This is a genomic window from Nocardia sp. JCM 34519.1 (assembly GCF_020361265.1).
In the GTDB taxonomy this organism is placed as follows: domain Bacteria; phylum Actinomycetota; class Actinomycetes; order Mycobacteriales; family Mycobacteriaceae; genus Nocardia; species Nocardia arthritidis_A.
The window spans coordinates 396,868-417,432 of record NZ_JAIRBR010000001.1; the positions used below are offsets into that span (position 1 = coordinate 396,868).

The 20,565-nt window shown below is 67.7% G+C and carries 19 protein-coding genes; 5 read left to right on the top strand and 14 right to left on the bottom strand.

The genetic code is table 11. The annotated features are described in order from the left end of the window. Positions 1-15: 15 nt before the first annotated feature. On the bottom strand, positions 16-1,482 hold the full coding sequence (locus LGY53_RS01900; RefSeq protein ID WP_225724893.1) for a DHA2 family efflux MFS transporter permease subunit: 1,467 nt from the start codon (positions 1,480-1,482) through the stop codon (positions 16-18). An 89-nt stretch (positions 1,483-1,571) separates the two neighbouring features. Here LGY53_RS01900 and LGY53_RS01905 point away from each other — a divergent pair, with 89 nt between their 5' ends. Next, positions 1,572-2,234, top strand: coding sequence for a TetR/AcrR family transcriptional regulator (locus LGY53_RS01905; protein WP_225724894.1), 663 nt, complete (start codon positions 1,572-1,574; stop codon positions 2,232-2,234). 8 nt (positions 2,235-2,242) lie between these two features. Here the strand turns inward: LGY53_RS01905 and LGY53_RS01910 are convergent, their stop codons facing one another. Further along, on the bottom strand, positions 2,243-3,835 hold the full coding sequence (locus LGY53_RS01910) for an alpha-amylase family glycosyl hydrolase (RefSeq protein WP_225724895.1): 1,593 nt from the start codon (positions 3,833-3,835) through the stop codon (positions 2,243-2,245). Positions 3,836-3,896: 61 nt separating this feature from the next. Between LGY53_RS01910 and LGY53_RS01915 the strand changes: the two genes are divergently transcribed. After that, on the top strand, positions 3,897-5,111 hold the full coding sequence (locus LGY53_RS01915) for an ROK family protein (RefSeq protein ID WP_225724896.1): 1,215 nt from the start codon (positions 3,897-3,899) through the stop codon (positions 5,109-5,111). A 6-nt stretch (positions 5,112-5,117) separates the two neighbouring features. On the opposite strand, the gene LGY53_RS01920 is transcribed toward LGY53_RS01915, so the two are convergent. The 6 genes from LGY53_RS01920 to LGY53_RS01945 all read right to left on the bottom strand — a co-directional run bounded on the left by LGY53_RS01920 (position 5,118) and on the right by LGY53_RS01945 (position 12,966). Further along, positions 5,118-5,858: a sirohydrochlorin chelatase gene (locus LGY53_RS01920; RefSeq protein WP_374111113.1), complete on the bottom strand. Its 741-nt coding sequence runs from the start codon at positions 5,856-5,858 to the stop codon at positions 5,118-5,120. Continuing rightward, positions 5,855-7,093, bottom strand: a complete 1,239-nt coding sequence (locus LGY53_RS01925; protein WP_225724898.1) for a uroporphyrinogen-III synthase — start codon at positions 7,091-7,093, stop codon at positions 5,855-5,857. Before LGY53_RS01925 ends, LGY53_RS01920 begins: the two co-directional genes overlap by 4 nt. Before the next feature lie 3 nt (positions 7,094-7,096). Then, positions 7,097-7,495, bottom strand: coding sequence for a nitrite reductase small subunit NirD (gene nirD / locus LGY53_RS01930; protein ID WP_225724899.1), 399 nt, complete (start codon positions 7,493-7,495; stop codon positions 7,097-7,099). Between the two features lie 64 nt (positions 7,496-7,559). Further along, a complete protein-coding gene (gene nirB, locus LGY53_RS01935) occupies positions 7,560-10,085 on the bottom strand; it encodes a nitrite reductase large subunit NirB (RefSeq protein ID WP_225724900.1) in 2,526 nt (841 codons plus the stop codon). 27 nt (positions 10,086-10,112) lie between these two features. Next, positions 10,113-11,594, bottom strand: a complete 1,482-nt coding sequence (locus LGY53_RS01940; RefSeq protein WP_374111114.1) for a nitrate/nitrite transporter — start codon at positions 11,592-11,594, stop codon at positions 10,113-10,115. A gap of 118 nt (positions 11,595-11,712) precedes the next feature. Beyond that, positions 11,713-12,966: a CynX/NimT family MFS transporter gene (locus LGY53_RS01945; protein WP_225724902.1), complete on the bottom strand. Its 1,254-nt coding sequence runs from the start codon at positions 12,964-12,966 to the stop codon at positions 11,713-11,715. 65 nt (positions 12,967-13,031) lie between these two features. On the opposite strand from LGY53_RS01945, the gene LGY53_RS01950 reads away from it, so the two are divergent. Next, positions 13,032-13,706: a FadR/GntR family transcriptional regulator gene (locus tag LGY53_RS01950; protein ID WP_225724903.1), complete on the top strand. Its 675-nt coding sequence runs from the start codon at positions 13,032-13,034 to the stop codon at positions 13,704-13,706. A 7-nt stretch (positions 13,707-13,713) separates the two neighbouring features. On the opposite strand, the gene LGY53_RS01955 is transcribed toward LGY53_RS01950, so the two are convergent. The 3 genes from LGY53_RS01955 to LGY53_RS01965 form a co-directional block, all read right to left on the bottom strand. Continuing rightward, entirely contained in the window at positions 13,714-14,565 is an 852-nt protein-coding gene (locus LGY53_RS01955; RefSeq protein ID WP_167477468.1) for a TIGR02569 family protein, read from the bottom strand. Positions 14,566-14,735: 170 nt separating this feature from the next. Beyond that, positions 14,736-15,920, bottom strand: coding sequence for an adenylyltransferase/sulfurtransferase MoeZ (gene moeZ / locus LGY53_RS01960; RefSeq protein ID WP_225724904.1), 1,185 nt, complete (start codon positions 15,918-15,920; stop codon positions 14,736-14,738). Positions 15,921-16,012: 92 nt separating this feature from the next. After that, a complete protein-coding gene (locus LGY53_RS01965; RefSeq protein WP_225724905.1) occupies positions 16,013-17,125 on the bottom strand; it encodes a DUF3152 domain-containing protein in 1,113 nt (370 codons plus the stop codon). A 185-nt stretch (positions 17,126-17,310) separates the two neighbouring features. On the opposite strand from LGY53_RS01965, the gene LGY53_RS01970 reads away from it, so the two are divergent. Next, positions 17,311-17,979 carry a TetR/AcrR family transcriptional regulator gene (locus tag LGY53_RS01970; RefSeq protein ID WP_167477470.1) on the top strand — a complete coding sequence of 223 codons (669 nt, stop codon included), beginning with the start codon at positions 17,311-17,313 and terminating at the stop codon, positions 17,977-17,979. A gap of 56 nt (positions 17,980-18,035) precedes the next feature. On the opposite strand, the gene LGY53_RS01975 is transcribed toward LGY53_RS01970, so the two are convergent. Both LGY53_RS01975 and LGY53_RS01980 read right to left on the bottom strand, forming a co-directional pair. Beyond that, positions 18,036-18,263, bottom strand: coding sequence for a DUF3107 domain-containing protein (locus LGY53_RS01975; protein WP_167477471.1), 228 nt, complete (start codon positions 18,261-18,263; stop codon positions 18,036-18,038). 112 nt (positions 18,264-18,375) lie between these two features. Beyond that, the gene (locus LGY53_RS01980) at positions 18,376-18,924 is read right to left on the bottom strand and encodes a YceI family protein (protein ID WP_225724906.1); all 549 of its coding nucleotides are present in this window, start codon (positions 18,922-18,924) and stop codon (positions 18,376-18,378) included. A 101-nt stretch (positions 18,925-19,025) separates the two neighbouring features. Between LGY53_RS01980 and LGY53_RS01985 the strand changes: the two genes are divergently transcribed. Continuing rightward, the gene (locus LGY53_RS01985) at positions 19,026-19,862 is read left to right on the top strand and encodes a helix-turn-helix transcriptional regulator (RefSeq protein ID WP_225724907.1); all 837 of its coding nucleotides are present in this window, start codon (positions 19,026-19,028) and stop codon (positions 19,860-19,862) included. On the opposite strand, the gene LGY53_RS01990 is transcribed toward LGY53_RS01985, so the two are convergent. Further along, a complete protein-coding gene (locus LGY53_RS01990; RefSeq protein ID WP_225724908.1) occupies positions 19,863-20,564 on the bottom strand; it encodes a ferritin-like fold-containing protein in 702 nt (233 codons plus the stop codon). Position 20,565 lies beyond the last annotated feature (1 nt).

Sequence of the window (20,565 nt, forward strand, 5' to 3'; positions counted from 1 at the left end):
CCCTAATGTTCGACCTTAGTCCGGCGCGACGACCCCCGCCAGCGTTGCGCCCGAATCCGCGCGTTTGGCTCGCCGCTCCAGCACCGCCATGACGATGGTCGGCAGGGTGGCCAGAACGGCGGCGGCGAGTACCCAGGCGAAGGTGGCACCGAAAGCCGCGGCCTGATCGGCGGGTTGAATTCCGTTGTCGCGCAGGCTTTTATCGAGGATGATGACGAATACGGCGGTGCCGATCGAGCCGCCGAGCCGCTGCATGATGTTGAGTTGCGGTGTGGCATCGCTGATTTTCTCCGGACGCAGGGTGCCCAGCGCGACCGTCATCGCGGGCATCACGGCCAATCCGATTCCGGCGCCGCGCACCACCATGGCCGCGGCGAGCACCCAGTAGGGCATATCGGCGGTGATCAGCATGAACGGCAGCGTGGCAACGATGCCGATTACGCTGCCCAGCACGCAGATTCGGCTGCCGATGCGGTCGAACACACGGCTCGACACCGCCATCGCCACCGCGGCGCCGATGCCCTGCGGCGCGAGCATCATGCCGGTATGCGCGGCATCCTGATGACGGACGAGCTGAAAATACAAGGGCAGCAACACCATCGCACCGAAGGTGGCCGCGCCGAAAATGAAGGTGGCAACCGAGGCGGAACTGAACAGCGCATCCCGGTAGAGCCGGACATCGAGCACCGGATGCGCCACCCGCAGCGAGCGCAGCACGAATGCCGCGAGCGCGACTATGCCGACCGCCGCTGTGATAAGCACCCGCGGCGCGGAGATCCCCAGCGAACCGGCCTCGGCCAGTGCGTAAGTCAGACAGGCCATGCCGAGCGAGGCCAGCGCCAGCCCGAAAACATCGAGCGGACCGGCCGATTCGGCGCGTTCGTCGGCGGGCAGCAACCGCAGGGCCAGTAGCAGCCCGATCACTCCCAGCGGCACGTTGATCAGGAAGATCCACTGCCAGCCGACGTTCTCCAGCAGCAGACCGCCGATCGTCGGACCGACGACGGGAGTCAGCACCATCGGAATCCCAACGGCCGCCATAACTCTCGCCAATCCCCGCGGACCGGCGGCGGTCACCAGGATCATCTGGCCGGCGGGAACCATGACACCGCCGCCGATCCCCTGGAACACCCGCGCGGCGATCAGCTCACCGACACCGCCGGACAGACCGCAGGCGATCGAGGCGATGACGAATACCAGCAGGGAAACCAGGTAGAGCCGTTTGGCGCCGATCCGCCGCACGGCCCAACCGGTCACCGGCAGGACCGCGGCCTGGGCGAGCAGGTAGACGGTGACCACCCATTGGATGGCGTCGAGCGAACTGCCCAGCGTGCCGGACAGCGACTTCAGCGCGACATTGACGACGGTGGCATCGAGGAAGGCGAGGATCGCGCCGATCAGCACGACCACGACGGCCCTGCGCGCCCGCGGCGTGAGCCCCGGCCGTTCGGAGGCGTCTTCGGAGAGGTTCGAAATTGTCACCCCGGAAGTGTCATCCCATAGGAATATTGTGTCAACCTACGGGATGATTAAGCCAACTCGCCGGTCAGTAGATGCGGTATCATCGCCGCATGACGTCCGAATCCGGTACCAAGCAGGGACCGCGCCGCTCCCCCAATGCCGAGGAGCGCAAACGCGACGCCGAACGCTCCCGGCAGGCGCTGCTGAGCGCGGCGTTGGATGAGTTCTCCGAGAAGGGATTCGACCGCGCGCGCATTCAGGACATCGCGGACCGGGCCGGCCTGAACAAACAGCTCATCGGCTACTACTTCGGCGGAAAAGAGGGTCTGTACCGGGAAATTCAGCGTGGTTGGCGCGAGAGCGAGGCCGATTTCGCCGATCCGGCGCTACCGCTCGAAGAGGTGGTCGACCGATACCTGCGCGCCGGGCTCGCCGACCCGCGCGCGGCCCGGCTCACCGCATGGCGCGGCCTGACCGCCGCCGACGCCGAATCCGACCTCGCCGAGGAGGCCCGGTCCGATCTGGCCAACCTGCGCAGGGCCAAGGAGCGCGGCGAGATCGCGGCGGAACTCGACCCGGCATTCATCCGAATAGTGCTGACGGCCATCGTGATGGCACCCGCCGTACTGCCCGGCACCATCCTCGGAATGACCGGAATACGGCCGGGCACACCGGAATTCGAGGACTACTACCGCACCCAGTTGCGCGGGCTCATGCGCCGGATCGCCGACGGCTCGGTCGATTCTCGGCCGGGCGGCGAGCCTGTCGAGTAGGACGCCGATCAGCCCACGGCCCACCATGCGGCGCTATTGGCGGCGAGTTCCGCTGCGCCGCCGTGAATTTCGAGTTTCTCGGCGCTGGAGAGCAGGAGTGCGCCGGGCACCGGCACGGTCACCGGCTCGTCGGTGAAGTTCACCGTGCAGCGAAAGGACGGTCCGCGGTCGAAGACCAGCACGCCTTCCGGTCCGGGCTGCCACGCAAAATCACTGTGGGACAACAACTCTCGACGTAGCACAAGGGCGCTGCGGTACAGCTCCAGCATCGAACCCGGCGTACCGGACTGCGCCTCGACGGTGCTCGCGGCCCAGTGATCGGGCTGCGGCAGCCAGGGCGCGACGTCCTGCGGGCTGAAGCCGAACGGCGGTTCGGCGCCCGACCACGGGATGGGCACTCGGCAGCCGTCCCGGCCCCGCTCGGTATGGCCGGATCGCTCCCAGATCGGGTCGGCCAGCACCTCCTCGGGCAGATCGGCCACCTCGGCGAGTCCGAGTTCCTCACCCTGATAGAGGTATGCCGATCCGGGTAGGGCCAAGGTGAGCAGTGCGGCGGCGCGCGCCCGGCGAGTGCCCAATTCGCCTCCGCCGTAACGGGTTACGTGCCGGACGACATCGTGATTGGACAGCACCCAGGTGCTCGTCGCACCCGCACCGGATACCGCGTCGATCGAGGCGTCGATCACCGAACGAAATTCCGCCGCATCCCATTCGGTGTGCAGATAGTGGAAGTTGAAGGCCTGGTGCAGTTCATCCGGACGCAGATAGTTCGCCAACCGCGCGGCATTCGGTGCGAACAGCTCGGCGGTCGCGATCCGTTCCCCCGGATAGGAATCCAGGATCTTGCGCCACCGCCGATGAATCTCGTGCACACCGTCTTGGTCCAGGTAGGGCAGCTCGGCAACGCCCATCAACCGCCACTGCCCGCCGTGTCCGACGTCGGGCAGCCCGGCCGCCTTCACCATCGCGTGCGCGACATCGATGCGGAATCCGTCGACGCCGCGATCCAGCCAGAACCGCAGGATCTCGTCGAATTCGGTGAGCACATCGGCGTTGTCCCAGTTGAGATCCGGCTGCCGCGCGTCGAAAAGGTGCAGGTACCACTGGCCGTCGAGCACCCTGGTCCAGGCCGGGCCGCCGAACAAAGATTCCCAGTCGTTGGGCGGCAGTTCGCCGCCCGTGCCGCGCCCGTCGCGGAACAGATAGCGTTCGCGCGCCAGCGAACCGGGCCCGGCGGCCAGCGCCTCGGCGAACCAAATATGCTGCGCCGAGGTGTGATTGGGCACCAGGTCGATCAGGACCCGCAGCCTGAGCCGATGCGCGTCGGCGATCAGCGCGGCGAGATCGTCCAGCCCGCCGAAGAGCGGATCGACGGCGCGATGGTCGGCGACGTCGTAGCCGCCGTCGGCCATCGGCGAAACGTAGAACGGTGTGAGCCATACCGCGTCGACACCGAGGGCGGCCAAATAGGGCAGCCGGGTGCGGATTCCGCTGAGGTCGCCGATGCCGTCACCGTCGCCGTCGGCGAAGCTGCGCACATAGATCTGGTAGATCGTCGCGTGCCGCCACCAACGCGACCCCGGGGCCGAGTTCTCGATCATGAATGTCCCTCTGGGATGAAGCTCTAGTTTGTACAGTAGCTGCACAAAGTAAGATACGGATATGCCCCGCACCGCACAAGAACCCGCGAAGAACGGCATCGGCGAGCTGCTCCTCGCGCTACACACGTTGGGCGGCAGTGCAACTCGGGCCGAGCTGACCGAACGGCTCGGTTGCGGCCGCAGCGTGACGGGTTATCTGCTGCGCGAATTGGATCAGCTCGGCATGATCGGCGTCGATCGCGAACACCAGCGGTCCGAGGGCGGGCGTCCCTCCCACCGGATCCGGATCGCCGACACCGGACCGGTGGTGCTCGCGATACAGCTGCACGCCGCCACGGTCAGCGCGGCCAGGGTCGCGCTCGGCGGCCGGATCCTCGAACGCGTCGACCGGGACCTGCCGAGCCGCGACGTCGCCGATGTGGTGCGCGAATTATGCTGTCTGGTAGTCGAATTGGCGCCGACTATACGGCCGCTGCTTGGACTCGGCATCGCCGTGCCCGGCCCGGTCCGGCTGCCGGATGGGCAGGTTCGGGCCGCGACACACCTCGGCTGGCCGCGATCGGTGCCGCTGGCGCGGCTGGTGCGCGCCGAATTACCGCCGCATCTCACCGATCTGCCGATCGAGGTCGGCAACGACGCGAACCTCGCCGCCTGGGCCGAACACCGCCACGGCGCCGGACGGGCCGCCGCTCAACTGCTGTACCTGACGACCACCCGGGTCGGTCTCGGTGGCGCGCTGGTGAGCGGGGGCCAATTATTCAGCGGCGCACACGGATACGCGATCGAGCCGGGGCACATCACCGTCGATCCGGCCGGTGCGCGCTGCCGCTGCGGATCCACCGGCTGCCTCGAGGTCGAGGCAGACCAGCGCGCCCTGTTGCGCGCCGCCGGGGTCCCGGATCTCCCGGACGGCGAAATTCCTGACGCCGCAGCGGAAGTGGTCGCCGCCGCCCGCGCCGGTGACGCCCACGCCCGCACCGCCGTCCGGCGACTGAACACCCGCCTCGGTAGTGGACTGGCCAGCCTGGCCAACATCATCGACACCGACCGCATAGTGCTCGGCGGAACCCTCGCCGCCCTCTACGAACTGGACCCCGCCACCGTCCGCGACCAACTCGCCGCCCGCGCCTTCCTCGTCGACATCGACGAAATCACCATCGCCCCCGAACAATTACCCGACAGCGCCCTCCTCGGCGCCGCCGAACTGGCCTGGCACCCCCTACTCACCGACCCCAGACGCACCCTCAACACAGCCCACCAACCCCAACGGGCTTGATACTGGTCAGCGGTTGGAAACTGGCACCAAGTCGCGGGTGGCGGTGTGGTAGCGGGTGGCGATTAGGCGGATTACGGCGGGGTGTACGCCGATGGGGGCGGCGACGCCGTCGGCGCCCGCGTCGTGTAGGCGTTGCTGGAATAGGCCGTGGGACAACAGGTATGAGGCGATGAAGACTCGTTTGTGGCCTGAATTGCGCAGTGCGGATACGACTTCCGGTACATGTGGGGCACCGGTGGCGATGTAGCCGACGGTGATCGGGGTGCGCAGGCGGTCGGCGAGCAGGGCCGCCGCGCGGCGAACGTCTTGGCGGGCACGGCGATCCGAGGAACCGGCGGCGGCGAATACCACCGCGTCGCCCGGCCGCCAGCCCGCGGCGTGCAGCCGCATCGCCATGACGTGGGCCAGTGCCGGATCCGGTCCGATGGCCGGGGTGACCGCGACCATCGGGTGGCCGCTGTCCGCGACCTCGCGCGGCACATCCTGGTAGACGTGGTACCCGGATGCGAGGAACGCCGGAACCACTACGGCGGGAACGGATTTCCGATCCAGATCGCGCAGCACCTCCGATGGCGACGGCCCGAGCACGTCGACGAACGCGGTGCGCACCCAGGGATCGCGAAACTCGGTGCCGGGCCCCGAAATCCCGGCACCGAGCTCCCGCGAAACCGCCTCGGCGAGCGTGCCGATGAGCTCGACTCCCTTGGTGCTCCTGGTGCCGTGCGCGACGAGTACCAGCGCGCTCACCACGTGCCCACCGCCTGTACGTAGCGCGGTGCGCGCACCGGGGTGCCGACGCCGGGCCCGGACGGCTGTGGGCTCTCGCACTCCTCCGCGGCCTCGATGGCCAGCCGATAGCCCCGTTTCACCACCGTCTGAATCGCTTTCGGGGTGCCGAGCCCGCTGCGCAGCCTGGCGATCGCCGTCTCGACGGCATGGGTGTCGTCACCGCCGCCGGGCAGCGCGGCCAGCAGCTGTTCGCGGGAGACCACCCGGCCCGGCTGCCGCACCAGCGCGCGCATCAGCGCCATAGGCGCCGGCGCGAGCTGGCGCACCGCACCGTCGACGACGACGCACGCACCGCGCACGCTGATGACGTGCCCGCCTGCCTGGATCCGGTTGGCCCGCCTCGGCAGTTCCTCGGCCACATGCCTGGCCAGCGCCCCGAGCCTGGCCCGGGCCGGCTGCGAGGTCGCGACGCCCAATTCCTCCAGCGGCGCGGCGGTGATCGGCCCGACACAGGCCGCGAGCACCCGCCCGCGGAACGCGTGCAGCAGCCCATCCAGCAGCCCGGTTTCCTTGGCGCGCATCAGCATCGACGCCACGGCGGGCGCACTGGTGAAGGTGACGCAGTCGAGGCCGCCGGTGACGACCGCCTCGATGAGATGGTCCATCGGCCCCGAATCCACCGGTGGCGTCCAGCGATACACCGGCACCGGGACGACATCCGCTCCGGCGCAGCGCAATACCTCGCAGAAGTCCGGCACCGGCTCCCATTCCGTTGTGGCGCCGTGCAATTGGACCGCGATCCGCACACCCTCGACTCCGGCGGCGAGCAGGTGATCCAGCACCTCCGCCGAGGATTCCGAGGCGGGCGACCATTCCTCGCGCAGGTCGGCGGCGCGGATCGCACCGGTGGCCTTGGGTCCGCGCGCCAGCAACCGTCCGGCGGCGAGGGTGTCGTGCAGCTGTTCGGCCAGCCCCCAGCCCTCGGCGGCCTCCACCCAACCGCGGAAGCCGATGCCGGTGGTGGCGACGGTGATCTGCGGCGGGGACTCGATGAGCCGCATGGTCACCCGCTCCAGCTCGGTGTCATCGGCCAGCGGGATTATTCGAATAGCCGGGGCCGCAACGACATTCGCACCGCGCCTGGTGAGCAGCGTGGCGAATTCATCGGCCCGGCGGGCGGCGGTGACGCCGACGGTGAACCCGGCGAGACAGGGACCGATCCCCGTCGGCTCGCCGCGCGATCCGGTGTCCATGGATCATCCGTCCGCGGGCAGGGCGGCGTCGACCGGCTCGTTCGACAGCGCGACGATGCCGTCGACCACCCGCACGGCGTACACGGGCAGCGCGGCGTCGGGATCGTCCAGGCAGTGCCCGTCCACCAGCGAGTACGCCTGCTTGAGCAGCGGCGAGGCGACCACCGGCACACCGCCCCGGTCCCCGACGATGCCGCGCGACATCACCGCGGCCCGCCCGATCGGGTCGATATTGCCGACCGCGTAGAGCATGCCGTCGGGCAACAGGAATAGGGCGGCCTGCTGGCCACCTTTCAGCAACACCGCGACGCCGCGGCCAGGGATCAGGTAGTCGAGCCGGCAGGCCTGCGTCCATCCGGTGATGGTCGTCGTCATGGTGCCGGGAATATCGATCACGGTCATCGGTGTCTACCTCCAAACGCCATACTCATTGGTACCGGCGTCCTGTTTCTGCACGGTTAAGTTGTCATTTCCCCTGCGTAGCGACAGGGATCGGGGGCATCCCCAGCAGCACGGGCACCTTGCGCTCGCCGCTTTCGTCGAAGGTGATGGTCGGATCGACCGCATCGGGTGCGTTGACGAAGGATACGAACCGGGACAGCTTCTCCTCGTCGTCGAGCACCGCCGCCCATTCATCCCGGTAGCCGGCGACATGCTGGGCCATGGCCGCCTCCAGGTCGTCGGCGATGCCGAGGCTGTCCTCGCAGATCACCTGCTTCAGATAGTCGAGCCCGCCCTCCAGCGCCTCCTGCCACGGCGCGGTGCGCTGCAGCCGGTCGGCGGTGCGGATGTAGAACATCAGGTAGCGGTCGATGTATTTGATCAGCGTCTCGTCGTCGAGGTCGCCCGCCAGCAGCACCGCGTGCTTGGGCGTGAGCCCGCCGTTGCCGCCGACATACAGGTTCCAGCCGTGTTCGGTGGCGATCACCCCGACGTCCTTGCCGCGCGCCTCGGCGCATTCGCGTGCGCAGCCGGAGACGGCCAACTTCAGCTTGTGCGGCGAACGCAGTCCGCGGTAACGCTTTTCGAGCAGCACGGCCATGCCGACCGAATCCTGCTGACCGTAGCGGCACCAGGTGGAGCCGACGCAGCTCTTCACCGTCCGCAGCGATTTGCCGTACGCGTGACCGGATTCCATACCCGCGTCGACCAGCCTGCGCCAGATCAGCGGCAGCTGCTCGACCCGCGCGCCGAACAGGTCGATCCGCTGCCCGCCGGTGACCTTGACGTAGAGCCCGAATTCCTTTGCCACCTCACCGATCACGATGAGCTGCTCTGGGGTGACCTCACCACCGGGCATCCGCGGCACCACCGAATAGGTGCCGTTCTTCTGCAGGTTGGCCAGGAAGTGGTCGTTGGTGTCCTGCAGCGCGGCCTGTTCGCCGTCGAGGATGTGATCGCTGGAGGTGGATGCCAGGATCGATGCCACCGTCGGCTTGCAGATATCGCAGCCGGTTCCGTTGCCGTACTTGGCGATAAGGCCGGAGAAGGTCCGGATACCGGTCACCTGGACGATCTGGAACAGCTCAGCTCGCGACTGGGTGAAGTGCTCGCACAGCGACTTGGACAACTCGACGCCGGACTGTTCCAACAGCTTCTTGAGCATGGGAACGCAACCGCCACAAGATGTTCCGGCCGAGGTGCAGCCCTTGATGGCCGGAATATCGCAGGCGCCGTCCGAAATCGCCCCGCAGATGGCGCCTTTCGACACGTTGTTGCAGGAGCAGATCTGCGCGTCGTCCGGTAGTGCGTCCGCGCCGAGTTCCGCACCCGCGGGCGAGATCAGCGCGGCCGGTTCGGCGGGCAGCGGGCGGCCGACCAGCGGACGCAGCGCCGAGTAGGCGGTGGCATCGCCGACGAGTATGCCGCCCAACAGGATTCGCGCGTCATCGGAAACGACGAGCTTGGCGTAGGTGCCCTTGGCCGCATCGTGCAGCACCACCGATAGCGCGCCCTCGGTGACGCCGTGCGCGTCACCGAAGCTGGCCACGTCGACGCCGAGCAGCTTCAGCTTGGTCGACATATCGGCGCCCGGGAATTCGCCCGCGCCGCCGAGCAATCGGTCCGCGACGATCTCCGCCGTCGTGTAGCCGGGCGCCACCAGGCCGTAGCAGACGCCCTCCACCGCCGCGCATTCACCGACGGCCCAGATATTCGGGTCCGAGGTCTGCAAACCGAGATCGGTGCTGACGCCGCCGCGCGGCCCGAGCTCCAATTCACAGTCGCGGGCCAGCTGATCGCGCGGGCGAACACCGGCGGAGAACACCACCAGCGACGCATCGATGACCGACTCGTCGGAGAGCGTAACCTTGAGCCGCCCTTGGCCTTCCGATTCGATCGACGAGGTGCCGACCCCGGTGTGCACATGCAGGCCCAGATCGGTGACGAGCCGTTCGAGGATCGCGCCGCCGCCCTCGTCCACCTGTGCTGGCATCAGCCGGTCGTTGTATTCGACGACGTGCGGAACCAGCCCGAGTAGCCGCAGCGCGTTCGCCGCCTCCAGCCCGAGCAGGCCGCCGCCGACGACGACGCCGACCGCACCCGGTCCGGCCGCCTCCGCCGCCGCCCGGATGCCGTCGAGGTCCTCCAGCGTCCGGTAGACGAAGCATTGCGCCAGATCGTGGCCCGGCACCGGCGGCACGAACGGATACGACCCGGTGGCCAGCACCAGCGCGTCGTAGGCGATGGTGTCACCGGCCGAGGTGGTCACCTTGCGGGCCGCCCGGTCGATGGTTTCGGCGCGCTGACCGAGCCGCAACTCGACCAGCTCATCACCGGCGTATTCGTTGCCGGGCAGCGCCAGCGCGGCGGCGTCCCAGCTGCCCACGTAGGAGGACAGGCCGACCCGGTCGTAAGCGGGCAGCGCCTCTTCGCTGAGCACGACCACCTGCCAGCGGCCGTCCTCGTCGCGCGAGCGCAGTGCCTCGACGAAACGGTGCCCGACCATGCCGTGCCCGACGACGACCACGGTCTTGCGCTGCGATGAGTTCATCGGTAAGTCCTCCAGTGGTTCGAAAGGTCAGACGCGGGCCGAAGCGGTCTCTGCGGAAGCGGTTTCGCGCACCTCGGCGACCTTGCCGGTGGGCCGCCGCAGGAACACCGCCCAGGTGAGCACGGCGCACGCCGCGTAGAACACCAGGAACACCCAGAACGCGTTGGTGGCGGATTTGGTCGAGGCGTAGGAGGCGCGCAGCACCATATTGATCAGCACGCCGCCGAAAGCGCCTACGGCTCCGGCGAATCCGATCAGCGCGCCGGACATGTTGCGCGACCAGGCGGCCTTCTCCGCGGTATCACCTTGCACACTCTTGGATTTGGCCTCGAAGATCGACGGGATCATCTTGTAGGTCGAGCCGTTGCCGATGCCGGACAGGATGAACAGCAGGATGAAACCGATTACGTAGAACCACAATTCGGCGTGCGTCGGGGCGCGGTGGCCGTTCTTCAGCCCGGTGACGACCAGGATCGCGGTCGAGGCGACCATGGCGACGAAGGTGTAGAGCGTGATCTTGCCACCGCCGAATCGGTCGGCCAGCTTGCCGCCGACCGGCCGCAGCAGTGAACCGAGCAGCGGGCCGATGAACGCGATCTGCGCGGCGTGCAGCGAGGCCTTACCCGCCACCGCGGCCAGCGCGGCGGCCTTCGCCGGACCGGACAGCGCCTGCGCCGCCTGGGTCAGCTCCGCGGTGAAGTTGATATTGAGCACCTGGCCGAAGGCGAAGCTGTAGCCGATGAACGAGCCGAAGGTACCGATGTAGAGCACGCTCATCACCCAGGATTCGCGGTACTTCAGCATCCGGCCCATCGCGGACAGGTCGGCCTTCTGGTTGCGCACGTTGTCCATGTAGAGGTACGCGCCGAGGGCCGCGATCACGATCAGCGCGAGGTAGATCGCGCACAGCACGCTGGCCTGCTTGCCGTCGCCGGTGTACTTCTGCCCGAGCGCGGCGATGATGGCCAGACCGATCAGCTGGATGACCGGCACGCCGAGGTTGCCGCCGCCCGCGTTCAGACCGAGCGCCCATCCCTTGAGCCGCTGGGGATAGAAGACGTTGATGTTGGTCATCGAGGAGGCGAAGTTGCCGCCGCCGATGCCCGCGAAGGCGGCCACCACCATGTACGTGGTGTACGACGCGGGATGCGCCATGAAGTACATGGTCAGCGCGGTCGGCACCAGCAGGGCGATGGCGCTGAAGGTGGTCCAGTTGCGTCCGCCGAATTTCGCCGTCGCGACGGTGTAGGGGATGCGCAGGATCGAGCCGATCAGCGTCGGCATGGCGACCAGGTAGAACTTGCCGATGACGTCGATGTGGTAGACGGCGGGCGGCATCATCAGCACCATCACCGACCAGATGGACCAGATGGAGAAACCGATGTGCTCGGCGAAGATGGACCAGATCAGGTTGCGCCGGGCGATGTCCTTACCGCCCGACTCCCAGGCCTCGACGTCCTCCGCGTCCCAGTGTTCGATATCTCTATTGCGTGCCAGCACACTCACCACGGGCCTCCCAGCATTCGGTTGGCCCAACGGTATGGAACGGGTATTGCGACAATGCTGCGCGCAATGACCGGCAAATCAACCCTTGCTCACCCGCGGCGCGACCGCGAGGTGAGGGTTATCAGTGCCAGGTGTCCTCGAGCATGCGCGGCTTGCTCGCGACCCACGCGCCGGCCAGCAGCACCAGCACCGCGACGACCAGCATGACGAACGGCGCCGCCCAGCCGCCGGTCGAGGTGTGCAGCATGCCGAACAGCACCGGCCCGACGCAGGCCACCGTGTAGCCGACGCCCTGGGTGAAGCCGGACAGCGATGCCGAACCCTGCGGGGTGCGGGTGCGCAGGTTGATCAGGGTGAGCGCCATCGGGAAGGTGCTCGGGCCGAGGCCCAGGATGATCACCCACAGCAGCGGCGCGCTCATCGGCGCGATCAGCAGACCGGCGAAGGCGATGAAGAAGCAGACCGCGCAGCCGACCACCACGATGAACGGATTGCGCAGCCGCGTGACGATCGTCGGCGCGCTCAGCGCGGCCACCAGGCCGACCAGGCCGAAGAGGCCGACCATGGTGCCGCCGAAGCTCGGGCTGGCGCCGGCCTCGGACAGGATCTTGGGCAGCCAGGCGAACATCGCGTAGGTGGTGAGCGAGGTCATGCCGAACATGGCCGCCATGCCCCAGGCCAGCGGCGAGCGCCAGACCTGACCCTTCGGTCCCTCGGCGGGCAGCGCGGTCTGGTCGGCCAGGTCGTGGCCGCGCCGGTCGCGCAGCACGCCGATCCACGGCAGCGCGGCGGCGAAACCGAGCGCCGCCCACAGACCGAGCGAGACGCGCCAGCCGTGCGCGTCGGCCAGCGGCACCGCGACCAGCGCGGGCAGCACCGTGCCCAGCTGCACCATCACGATGTACAGCGAGCTCACCGTCGCGAGCCGGTCGGAGAAATACCGCTTGACCAGCGGCGGGATGACGACGTTTCCGATGCCCATACCCGCGAGCGCGAGCGCGGAGAACAGCAGCAGCGTCCAGGTGTCGGACATGAGCACCCGGATCAGCATGCCCGTACCGGCCATCACCATGGCGACCAGCGCGGTGCGCTCCAGTCCGAGGCGGCGAACCAGCACGGGGGTGAGCAATCCGGACAGCGCGAACATCGCGGTGGGGATCATGCCGAAGACGCCGACCACCGCGGTCGAGTAGCCGATGTCGTGGCCGATCCGCTCGGCGAGCGGGCTGAACGCGGTGACGGCGACGCGCAGCGTGAACGCGGACACGACGATAGCGGCCAATACCAGGAGCCTGCCCTCGATCAGGGCGCGCTTTCGCTGCTCAACCCCGGCGAAGTCCGGGCGGGTCTGGGTCTCGCGGAGGGTCGAAGTCACCGCGAAATCATAGGATGACCCGACGATCACACACAACGATTTGTGACGAGCGGTACTCTGTTGCGGTGCAACCCGTCCGGCGCACCAGCCTCATCGCTCAAGTAACCGAACAACTACGTGCCGAAATTCGTTCCGGCCGTTGGCAGATCGGTGCCAGAATTCCCACCGAGCCGGAGCTCACCGAGCTCACCGGAACAGGTCGAAACACCGTGCGCGAGGCCGTCCAGGCCCTCGTACACGTAGGCATGTTGGAGCGCCGCCAGGGCTCCGGCACGTATGTGATCGCCGCCTCCGACCTCGGCGGCACCCTCGGCAAATATTTCGCCGACGCCGAGGAGCGCGACGTGCTCGAGCTCCGCCTGGCCCTGGATACCACCGCCGCCGCGCTGGCCGCCCGCCGCCGCGACGACGTCGATATCGCCAACCTGCGACGCCTGCTCGACGAGCGCAGCGTCAAGGACGAGGATGCGGCCAGCCGCACCGTCATCGAGGCGGATGTCGAACTGCACCGGGCCATCGTGGTCGCCAGCCACAACGCGGTGTACCTCGAGTTCTACGACTCGCTGCTGCCGACCATCGAACAGGTGATCCGTTCGCGCGTGTTCAAGGGTGACGACTCCTACGACGCCGAACATCAGGAGATGGTCCAGGCGGTGATCGATGGCGACGCGGATCGAGCGGCCACCGCGGCGCGCTGCTTTCTGGACGCGCTGATCGCCGACTATCCGGACGCCAGGTAGTACCGGATCACAGCAGGAGCCGGACCATATCCGCCGTGCGCGCGAGCCCCGGGAAGGCCTCGGGGGTCGAACGCGGATGCAGCGCATGTACCGCCAGCCGGAACATCACCGCGCGCAACAGCATCTGCGGCCACTCGGGTAGGTCCGCCCAGCGCTCCAGCAACCCGTCATCGGCCCCGCCCCAGGACAGCGCGTCCACCACGATCACCCCCGCCGCCCACGGCGCGGGCCGCCAGTAGGGCGTGATATCCGCGAGGCCCGGCGTGAAAACGCCTGCGAACAATACGGTTCCGAACAGATCGCCGTGCACCAGCTGCGCGGGCGTCTGCACCGGCTTGCGCAGGGTGGCCAGCTGATTGATCAACTCGATGCTGCGCTGCCCATCCGGTGACGTGGTCGGCAGCGTGCCGCCCGCCCGTAAACCGCGCAGCGGCACCGCCTCCCAGGCCGCCCGATCGGCCGCGACGAATACGTCGACGTCCACCCACGGCGCCACCGGCGGCTGCACCAGGAACCGCGGCCGCTCCAAGTGCGCGGTCGCCTTGTGTAGTCGCAGCGACACCGAAACCACCTCGTCGTGCCGGGGTTCCGGAGTGCCCTCCAGGTAAGTGTCCGCGCGCCAACCGGATACGACATATCTGCCGTCGGTCGCGCGCACCGGCCTGGCCAGGCGCAGACCGTCCACCTTCAGCGTCTCGCGGACCTTCGCCGACCACGCGGCCCGCGCGTGATCGGCGACCGGACTGAGCACCACGTCACCGAAGCGCCATGCACCGTCCCAGTCGTCCAATGCGACCGGGCCCACCTCGCGCAGCCCGAAGGTGGCGCGCACGTGATCGGGGGGTTCCAACGACGTCACGGGCGGTACCGTACCGCCGGTATGGAACGGGTTCCGTGACGCCGCGCCGAGGTCGCAACCGAAGCGATACCCCGGTCGATGCCGTATCCGATTCGCGGCGTTCACGGGCCCTGCGTGGTCACGCTTCGCTACCGCCTCCGGGCCTGACGCTCACGCCGCGGTGTCAGTTGTCAGTAGACCGGCAGCGACGGGTCTATCTGGTTGGCCCAGGCGATGATTCCGCCCTGCACATGGGTCGCGTCGGCGAACCCGGCCCGCTTCAACGCGGCCAGCGCCTCGGCCGAACGCACACCGGTCTTGCAGTGCAGCACGATCGGCCGGTTCTGCGGCAGCTCGGCCAGCGCCTCACCGGACAGGATGCGGTCCTTCGGAATCAGCCTCGCGCCCTCGATATGCACGATGTCCCACTCCACCGGCTCACGCACATCGATGATCTCCACCGGCTTACCCGCGTCGATCATCTCCTTGAGCTCCAGCGCGGTGATGGTGGATCCGGCGGCCGCGGCCTGCCCCTCCTCCGACACCACACCGCAGAACGCGTCGTAATCGATCAACTCGGTGATCGGCTGACGCTCCGGATCGCGGCGCAGCTTGATGGTCCGGTAGTTCATATCCAGTGCGTCGTACACCATCAGCCGGCCCAGCAGCGGCTCGCCGACACCGGTGATCAGCTTGATCGCCTCGGTCACCATGATCGAACCGATCGACGCGCACAGCACGCCGAGCACACCGCCCTCCGCGCAGGACGGCACCATGCCGGGCGGCGGCGCCTCCGGGTACAGGTCGCGGTAGTTGATACCGCGCCCGTCCGGCGCGTCCTCCCAGAACACCGACACCTGACCCTCGAACCGGTAGATCGAGCCCCAGACATACGGCTTGCCCGCCAGCACGGCGGCATCGTTGACCAGATAGCGGGTCGCGAAATTATCGGTGCCGTCGACGATCAGGTCGTATTCGCCGAACAGCTGCACCGCGTTCTCCGGCTCCAACCGGATCTTGTGCAGCCGCACATCGATTCCGGAATTGATCTCCAGAATCGAATCGCGCGCGCTGTCCGCCTTCGGGCGGCCGATATCGGATTCGCCGTGAATGATCTGACGCTGCAGATTCGACGCGTCGACCTCGTCGAATTCGACGATGCCGAGGGTGCCGACACCGGCGGCGGCCAGGTACAGCAGCGCGGGCGAGCCGAGACCACCCGCACCGATCACCAGCACCTTGGCGTTCCTCAATCGCTTCTGACCGTCCACCCCCAGATCCGGAATGATCAGGTGACGGCTGTAACGGGCGACCTCATCCCTGGTCAGCTCCGCGGCCGGCTCGACCAATGGCGGCAGGGACTTTGGTGATGACACGTCCAGGACTCCTCGAATCGAATTGGCCGATCGCAATATCTGTCTTTCAACACCGGCGGCACGACCGTTCTTCCCGACCATCGTCCTCCACCTCAGCCCCTCGGATACGGCCAGGGGTTGAAGTGGCAGGTCTTACCGTCCATCGGGACGACACCGCCCGGTTCCAGCGCGGCGATGTCGTTGTCGCGGACGCCGAAGGTCTGCTGCATCATCACCGGCGCCAGCCCGCCGTCGGTCTCACACGGCTGATGTTGGTGGTAGCCGATGGCATGGCCGACCTCGTGATTGATCTGGTACTGCCGATACGACCCGATATCGCCCTCGAATGCGACCGCACCGCGCACCCAGCGCACCTCGGAAAGCACCACCCGCCCGATATCGGCGTTGTAGCAGGACGAATCGATCGGAATTTCGAAACCGCATGCCTTGCGGGCGGTTTGGCGCGAGGTGAGGGAGATCCGGAATTCGGTGTCGCCCTGATCGACGCGGCGGAAGGCGAACCGTTTGTCATGGGTCCAGCTCTTCGGGTTCGCCAGGGTGGAGTCGATCATCTTGGCCACCGATTCGTCACCGCCGAATCCGGAGGTGTCGACGCCGTCCTCGATTTCCACGGTGTACCGGAAGACGTTCTCGGTGCCCTGACCGACCTGTGCGCCAGCGCCGGGAACGATATGCCAGGTCCCGGCGCCGGATTCGGTGAACGCGCCCCCGTCGGGCAGCGCGCCGGTCGGCAGGTCGGTCGGGAAGCGCCCGTCACCGGACGGCCCGCCGATGATGCCCTGGGTGGCGGCGCGCGGACTCAATTTGCCGAATCCCGGAATGCTCGTGGTCGGCACGGGCGCGTCGGTGCCGCGCACCGCGTCGACGATCACCAGCACGGTGACCACGAACAGGACCGGCAGTGCATAGGCCCGCCAACCGTAGGTGGAGACGAAACGTCCTAGGGCGCTTTGCTTTTTCGCGTTCCGCTCCGGTCTTTCGCGGGTGCGGCGGTCATCGGGCGCGGTGGGATCCCAGCGGGCCCGCAGCGGCTGATGCGAACGGTCCGCGGGTTGATAAAGGCCTAGTGGATCGTAGATTTCGACGCCGTTGTGATCGCGCAGCGGCGCATCCGGCTCCGGGGACGGGTCGGAGCCCCGCGAACGCTCCCGCGCGCTCGCACCGTCTCCGGCGCGCGACCGTGCATCCGGTCCGAACCCTGCCACGAAGCCCGACACTACGGAACCGGGGCCGCCGAAGCCAGCGGCCCTGGTGGCCATACCCGGTGCGAGCTAGGTCACCGAGTGGTACTTTCCCCTCCCGGACCGGACAGTGACTTGATACCGGGTATTGTTCATGGGATACCCGGTGCACACCCCCTCTTGCCGGGGAATCGACTGGGAGAGCCGAAATGACTGACCTCGTGGACCGGATGACGTCCCGCAGATCATCGTCGTCCGAGGCCATGGCGCCTACGAAGCGCGGTACCCGGCTGCCACGCGACGAGCGGCGGCAGCAATTGCTCCTGGCGGCGAGCGAGATCTTCGTGAACCGCGGCTACCACGCCGCGGGTATGGACGAGATCTCGCAGTGCGCCGGGGTGAGCAAGCCGGTGCTCTATCAACACTTCACCAGCAAGCTGGAACTGTATCTGGCCGTACTGCAGAACTACGTCGACATGCTGGTGTCGAGCGTGCGCCAGGCGCTGCGTTCGACCACCGACAACCGCCAGCGCGTGCGCGCCGCCGTGCAGGCGTACTTCGATTTCGTCGATAACGAAATGCAGGGTTTCCGACTGGTTTTCGAATCCGACCTGACCTCGGAGCCGCAGGTGCAGCGCCGGGTCGAGCAGGCCACCGAGGCCTGTGTCGACGCGGTCTTCGACCTGGTGGCGCACGACTCCGGATTGGACCCTTACCGGGCCCGCATCCTGGCCGTCGGCCTGGTCGGCGCCAGCCAGTTCACCGCGCGGTACTGGCTGGAGGCGGATCGGCCGATCCCGAAGGACGAGGCGGTCGACACCACGGTCGCGCTCGCGTGGGGCGGCCTCTCGCACGTCCCGCTGCATCCGATCGACTGAACACACGAGGAGAGCCCCTGGGTCACCCCAGGGGCTCTCCTCGTATCCGGCCGCGACTACACCGCGGCGAAGCCGACCCGGCCCGCGGCCGAGGTGCCGATCTCCACGTAGGCGACCTTGGAGGCCTGGATCAGGTACTTGCGGCCCTTCTCGTCGGTCAGCGACATGATGCCGCCCTGACCGCTGAGCGCACCGGACACCAGCTTCTCGACCTCTTCGGGCGTCTGCGAGCTGCTGATCACCAGCTCGCGCGGGCTATCCGCAATACCGATCTTGACCTCCACGGCCAACCTCCGAACCTAGAGTCCTTCGCTGTCGGAACAAGGCTAGTGCAGGGCAACCCGGGAATCGCATGCGCCCGCCTGCGCTGTCAGCGAACGTGCCGACCGGAATTCGCTACTTCGGCTCGACCAGCTGGATCTCGAGTTCGATCTTGACGGCGTCGCTGAGCATGCCGGGCAGCGGACCGCCGACACCGAAATCGGTGCGCTTGATGATGCCGGACGCGGAGAATCCGGCGTGCCGCTCGCCGGTGGCGGGATGCTCGCGCACACCGCCCCATTCCACCTCGAGGGTGACCGGCTTGGTGATGGCGCCGAGGGTCGCCTCGCCCTGGACGGTGAAGGTTTCGGCGACGGCGACCGGCTCGGTGGCGCGGAAGGTCAACGTCGGACGGTTTTCCACGTCGAGGAAATCGGCATTGCGCACGTGCGCATCGCGATCGGCGTTGCCGGTATCGAAGGAGTCGAGGTAAATGGTGGCGCCGATATTCGCGGTGCCGTCCGCGCCGACCACGAATTCGGTATCGAATTTGCTGAAGCCGCCGCGCACCTTGGCGATGCCGAGGTGACGAACGGTGAACCCGACCGAGGAATGGTACGGATCCAGCGTCCACGAGCCGGTTTTCAAAGATGTTGCGGTGGCGGTGTTCTCGGAAGTCGTCATACCGGCAAGAATTCCGCCGCGGCGATCGGGTAGCCAGACCGCCGTTATCCTGGACCTCCCAGGGCGAGGATAAGCGGACCGCCTCCCGGCATGATGGATCCATGGCTCGTAACGGTTTCGCGGAGTTCCTGGTCGCCCGCCGCGCCGAATTGCGCCCGGCCGACGTCGGACTTCCCGAGGGCGGCCGCCGCCGCACCCCCGGCCTGCGGCGCGAGGAGGTCGCCGTGCTGGCCGGGCTCAGCGCCGACTATCTGGCCAGGCTGGAACAGGGTCGCGACACCAATCCGTCGATGGCGGTGGTCAACGCGCTCGCCAAGGCGCTGAAATTGGAGGGCCCGGCCCGGCATCACTTCGGCTGGCTCGCCCTGACCAGTTGCGATCTCGGCACGCAGTGCCCGGGCAGCGACTCCCCCACCGAGGTTCCGGAGACCATCCACAGCATCCTGTGCGCGCTCCAGCCGACGCCCGCCTTCGTGCTGAGCCGCCGGCTGGACGTGGTGGATTGGAATGCCGCATGGGAGACGTTCGCGACACCCCTCGGCCTGCTGGACGATCCGGACCACGCCAACCTGGTGCAGTTCACCTTCGCGCACCCGTCGGCCCACCGCATCTGGCGCGACTGGTCGCAGGTCGCCGATCTGTTCGTCGCCGCGATACTCCGGTCCACCATCCGCTGGCCCGCCGATCAACGGCTCCGCGACTACGTCGAATACCTGTGCGGCTTCCCGGAATTCGCCGAACGCTGGAGCAAACACCAGCCGGCACTCCAGCCGACGGGCACACTGCATATCGAGCATCCGGCGCTCGGCCCGGTCGCCGTGCCATTCGAAACATTGGACGGCGCAGGCGATTACAGCGTCGCGGTCTGGCTCATCGAGCAAACCGCAACGCGCGCACCGGAACTGCGCCTGGTCCAGAACCGCGCCGTCAACGAGTGATCAGATGCCGAGCACGGCCATGCGTTCGGCGTGGCTGGCCTGCATCCGCTCGAACAGCGCGGCGATGCCGTTCAGGTCGCCGGTGGCGGTGAGCACCAGATCGGTGAGCTCATCGCGCTGGGCCATCACGTACTGCGCCTGGGTGATCGCCTCGCCGAGCAGGCGGCGGCCCCACAGCGTGAGCCGGTCGCGTTCGGAGCGGCTGGCCGCCACCGCGCGGCGCACCTCGTCGACGACGAACTCGGAGTGGTTGGTCTCCGCGAGCACATCCCGGACGACCGCCGCGACCTCGGGCGTCAGCGCGCCGGCGATCTCGGTGTAGAAGTCGGCGGCGATACCGTCACCGACGTAGAACTTCACCATCGATTCCAGCCAGGTGGACGGGTCGGTGGAGGCGTGGTAGGCGTCGAGGGCCCGCACGAACGGCGCCATCGCGTCGAAGATGTCGACGCCGCGCTCGGCCAGCGCCGATTCGAGCATTTCGAAATGCTCCATCTCGGCGGCGGCCATCTTGGCCACCGCGACCTTGCCGCGCAGCGTCGGCGACAGCTTGGCCTCCTCGGCCAGCCGGTAGAACGCGGAGATCTCGCCGTAGGCGAGCACCGCGAACAGATCGGTCACCCCGGGATGGTCGGCGAGGATGGGCGATCGGCTCGGGTCGTTCTGCGAAACACCTAGCGCGGTAGGTGACTGGGCTCCCATG

Coding starts and splice junctions, on each gene's coding strand:
- LGY53_RS01915 (WP_225724896.1), top strand. CDS start 3,897: ATGCCCCGCACCGCACAAGAACCCGCGAAGAACGGCATCGGCGAGCTG.
- LGY53_RS01925 (WP_225724898.1), bottom strand. CDS start 7,093: ATGGACACCGGATCGCGCGGCGAGCCGACGGGGATCGGTCCCTGTCTC.
- nirD (WP_225724899.1), bottom strand. CDS start 7,495: ATGACCGTGATCGATATTCCCGGCACCATGACGACGACCATCACCGGA.
- LGY53_RS01905 (WP_225724894.1), top strand. CDS start 1,572: ATGACGTCCGAATCCGGTACCAAGCAGGGACCGCGCCGCTCCCCCAAT.
- nirB (WP_225724900.1), bottom strand. CDS start 10,085: ATGAACTCATCGCAGCGCAAGACCGTGGTCGTCGTCGGGCACGGCATG.
- LGY53_RS01910 (WP_225724895.1), bottom strand. CDS start 3,835: ATGATCGAGAACTCGGCCCCGGGGTCGCGTTGGTGGCGGCACGCGACG.
- LGY53_RS01990 (WP_225724908.1), bottom strand. CDS start 20,564: ATGGGAGCCCAGTCACCTACCGCGCTAGGTGTTTCGCAGAACGACCCG.
- LGY53_RS01985 (WP_225724907.1), top strand. CDS start 19,026: ATGGCTCGTAACGGTTTCGCGGAGTTCCTGGTCGCCCGCCGCGCCGAA.
- LGY53_RS01970 (WP_167477470.1), top strand. CDS start 17,311: ATGACTGACCTCGTGGACCGGATGACGTCCCGCAGATCATCGTCGTCC.
- LGY53_RS01980 (WP_225724906.1), bottom strand. CDS start 18,924: ATGACGACTTCCGAGAACACCGCCACCGCAACATCTTTGAAAACCGGC.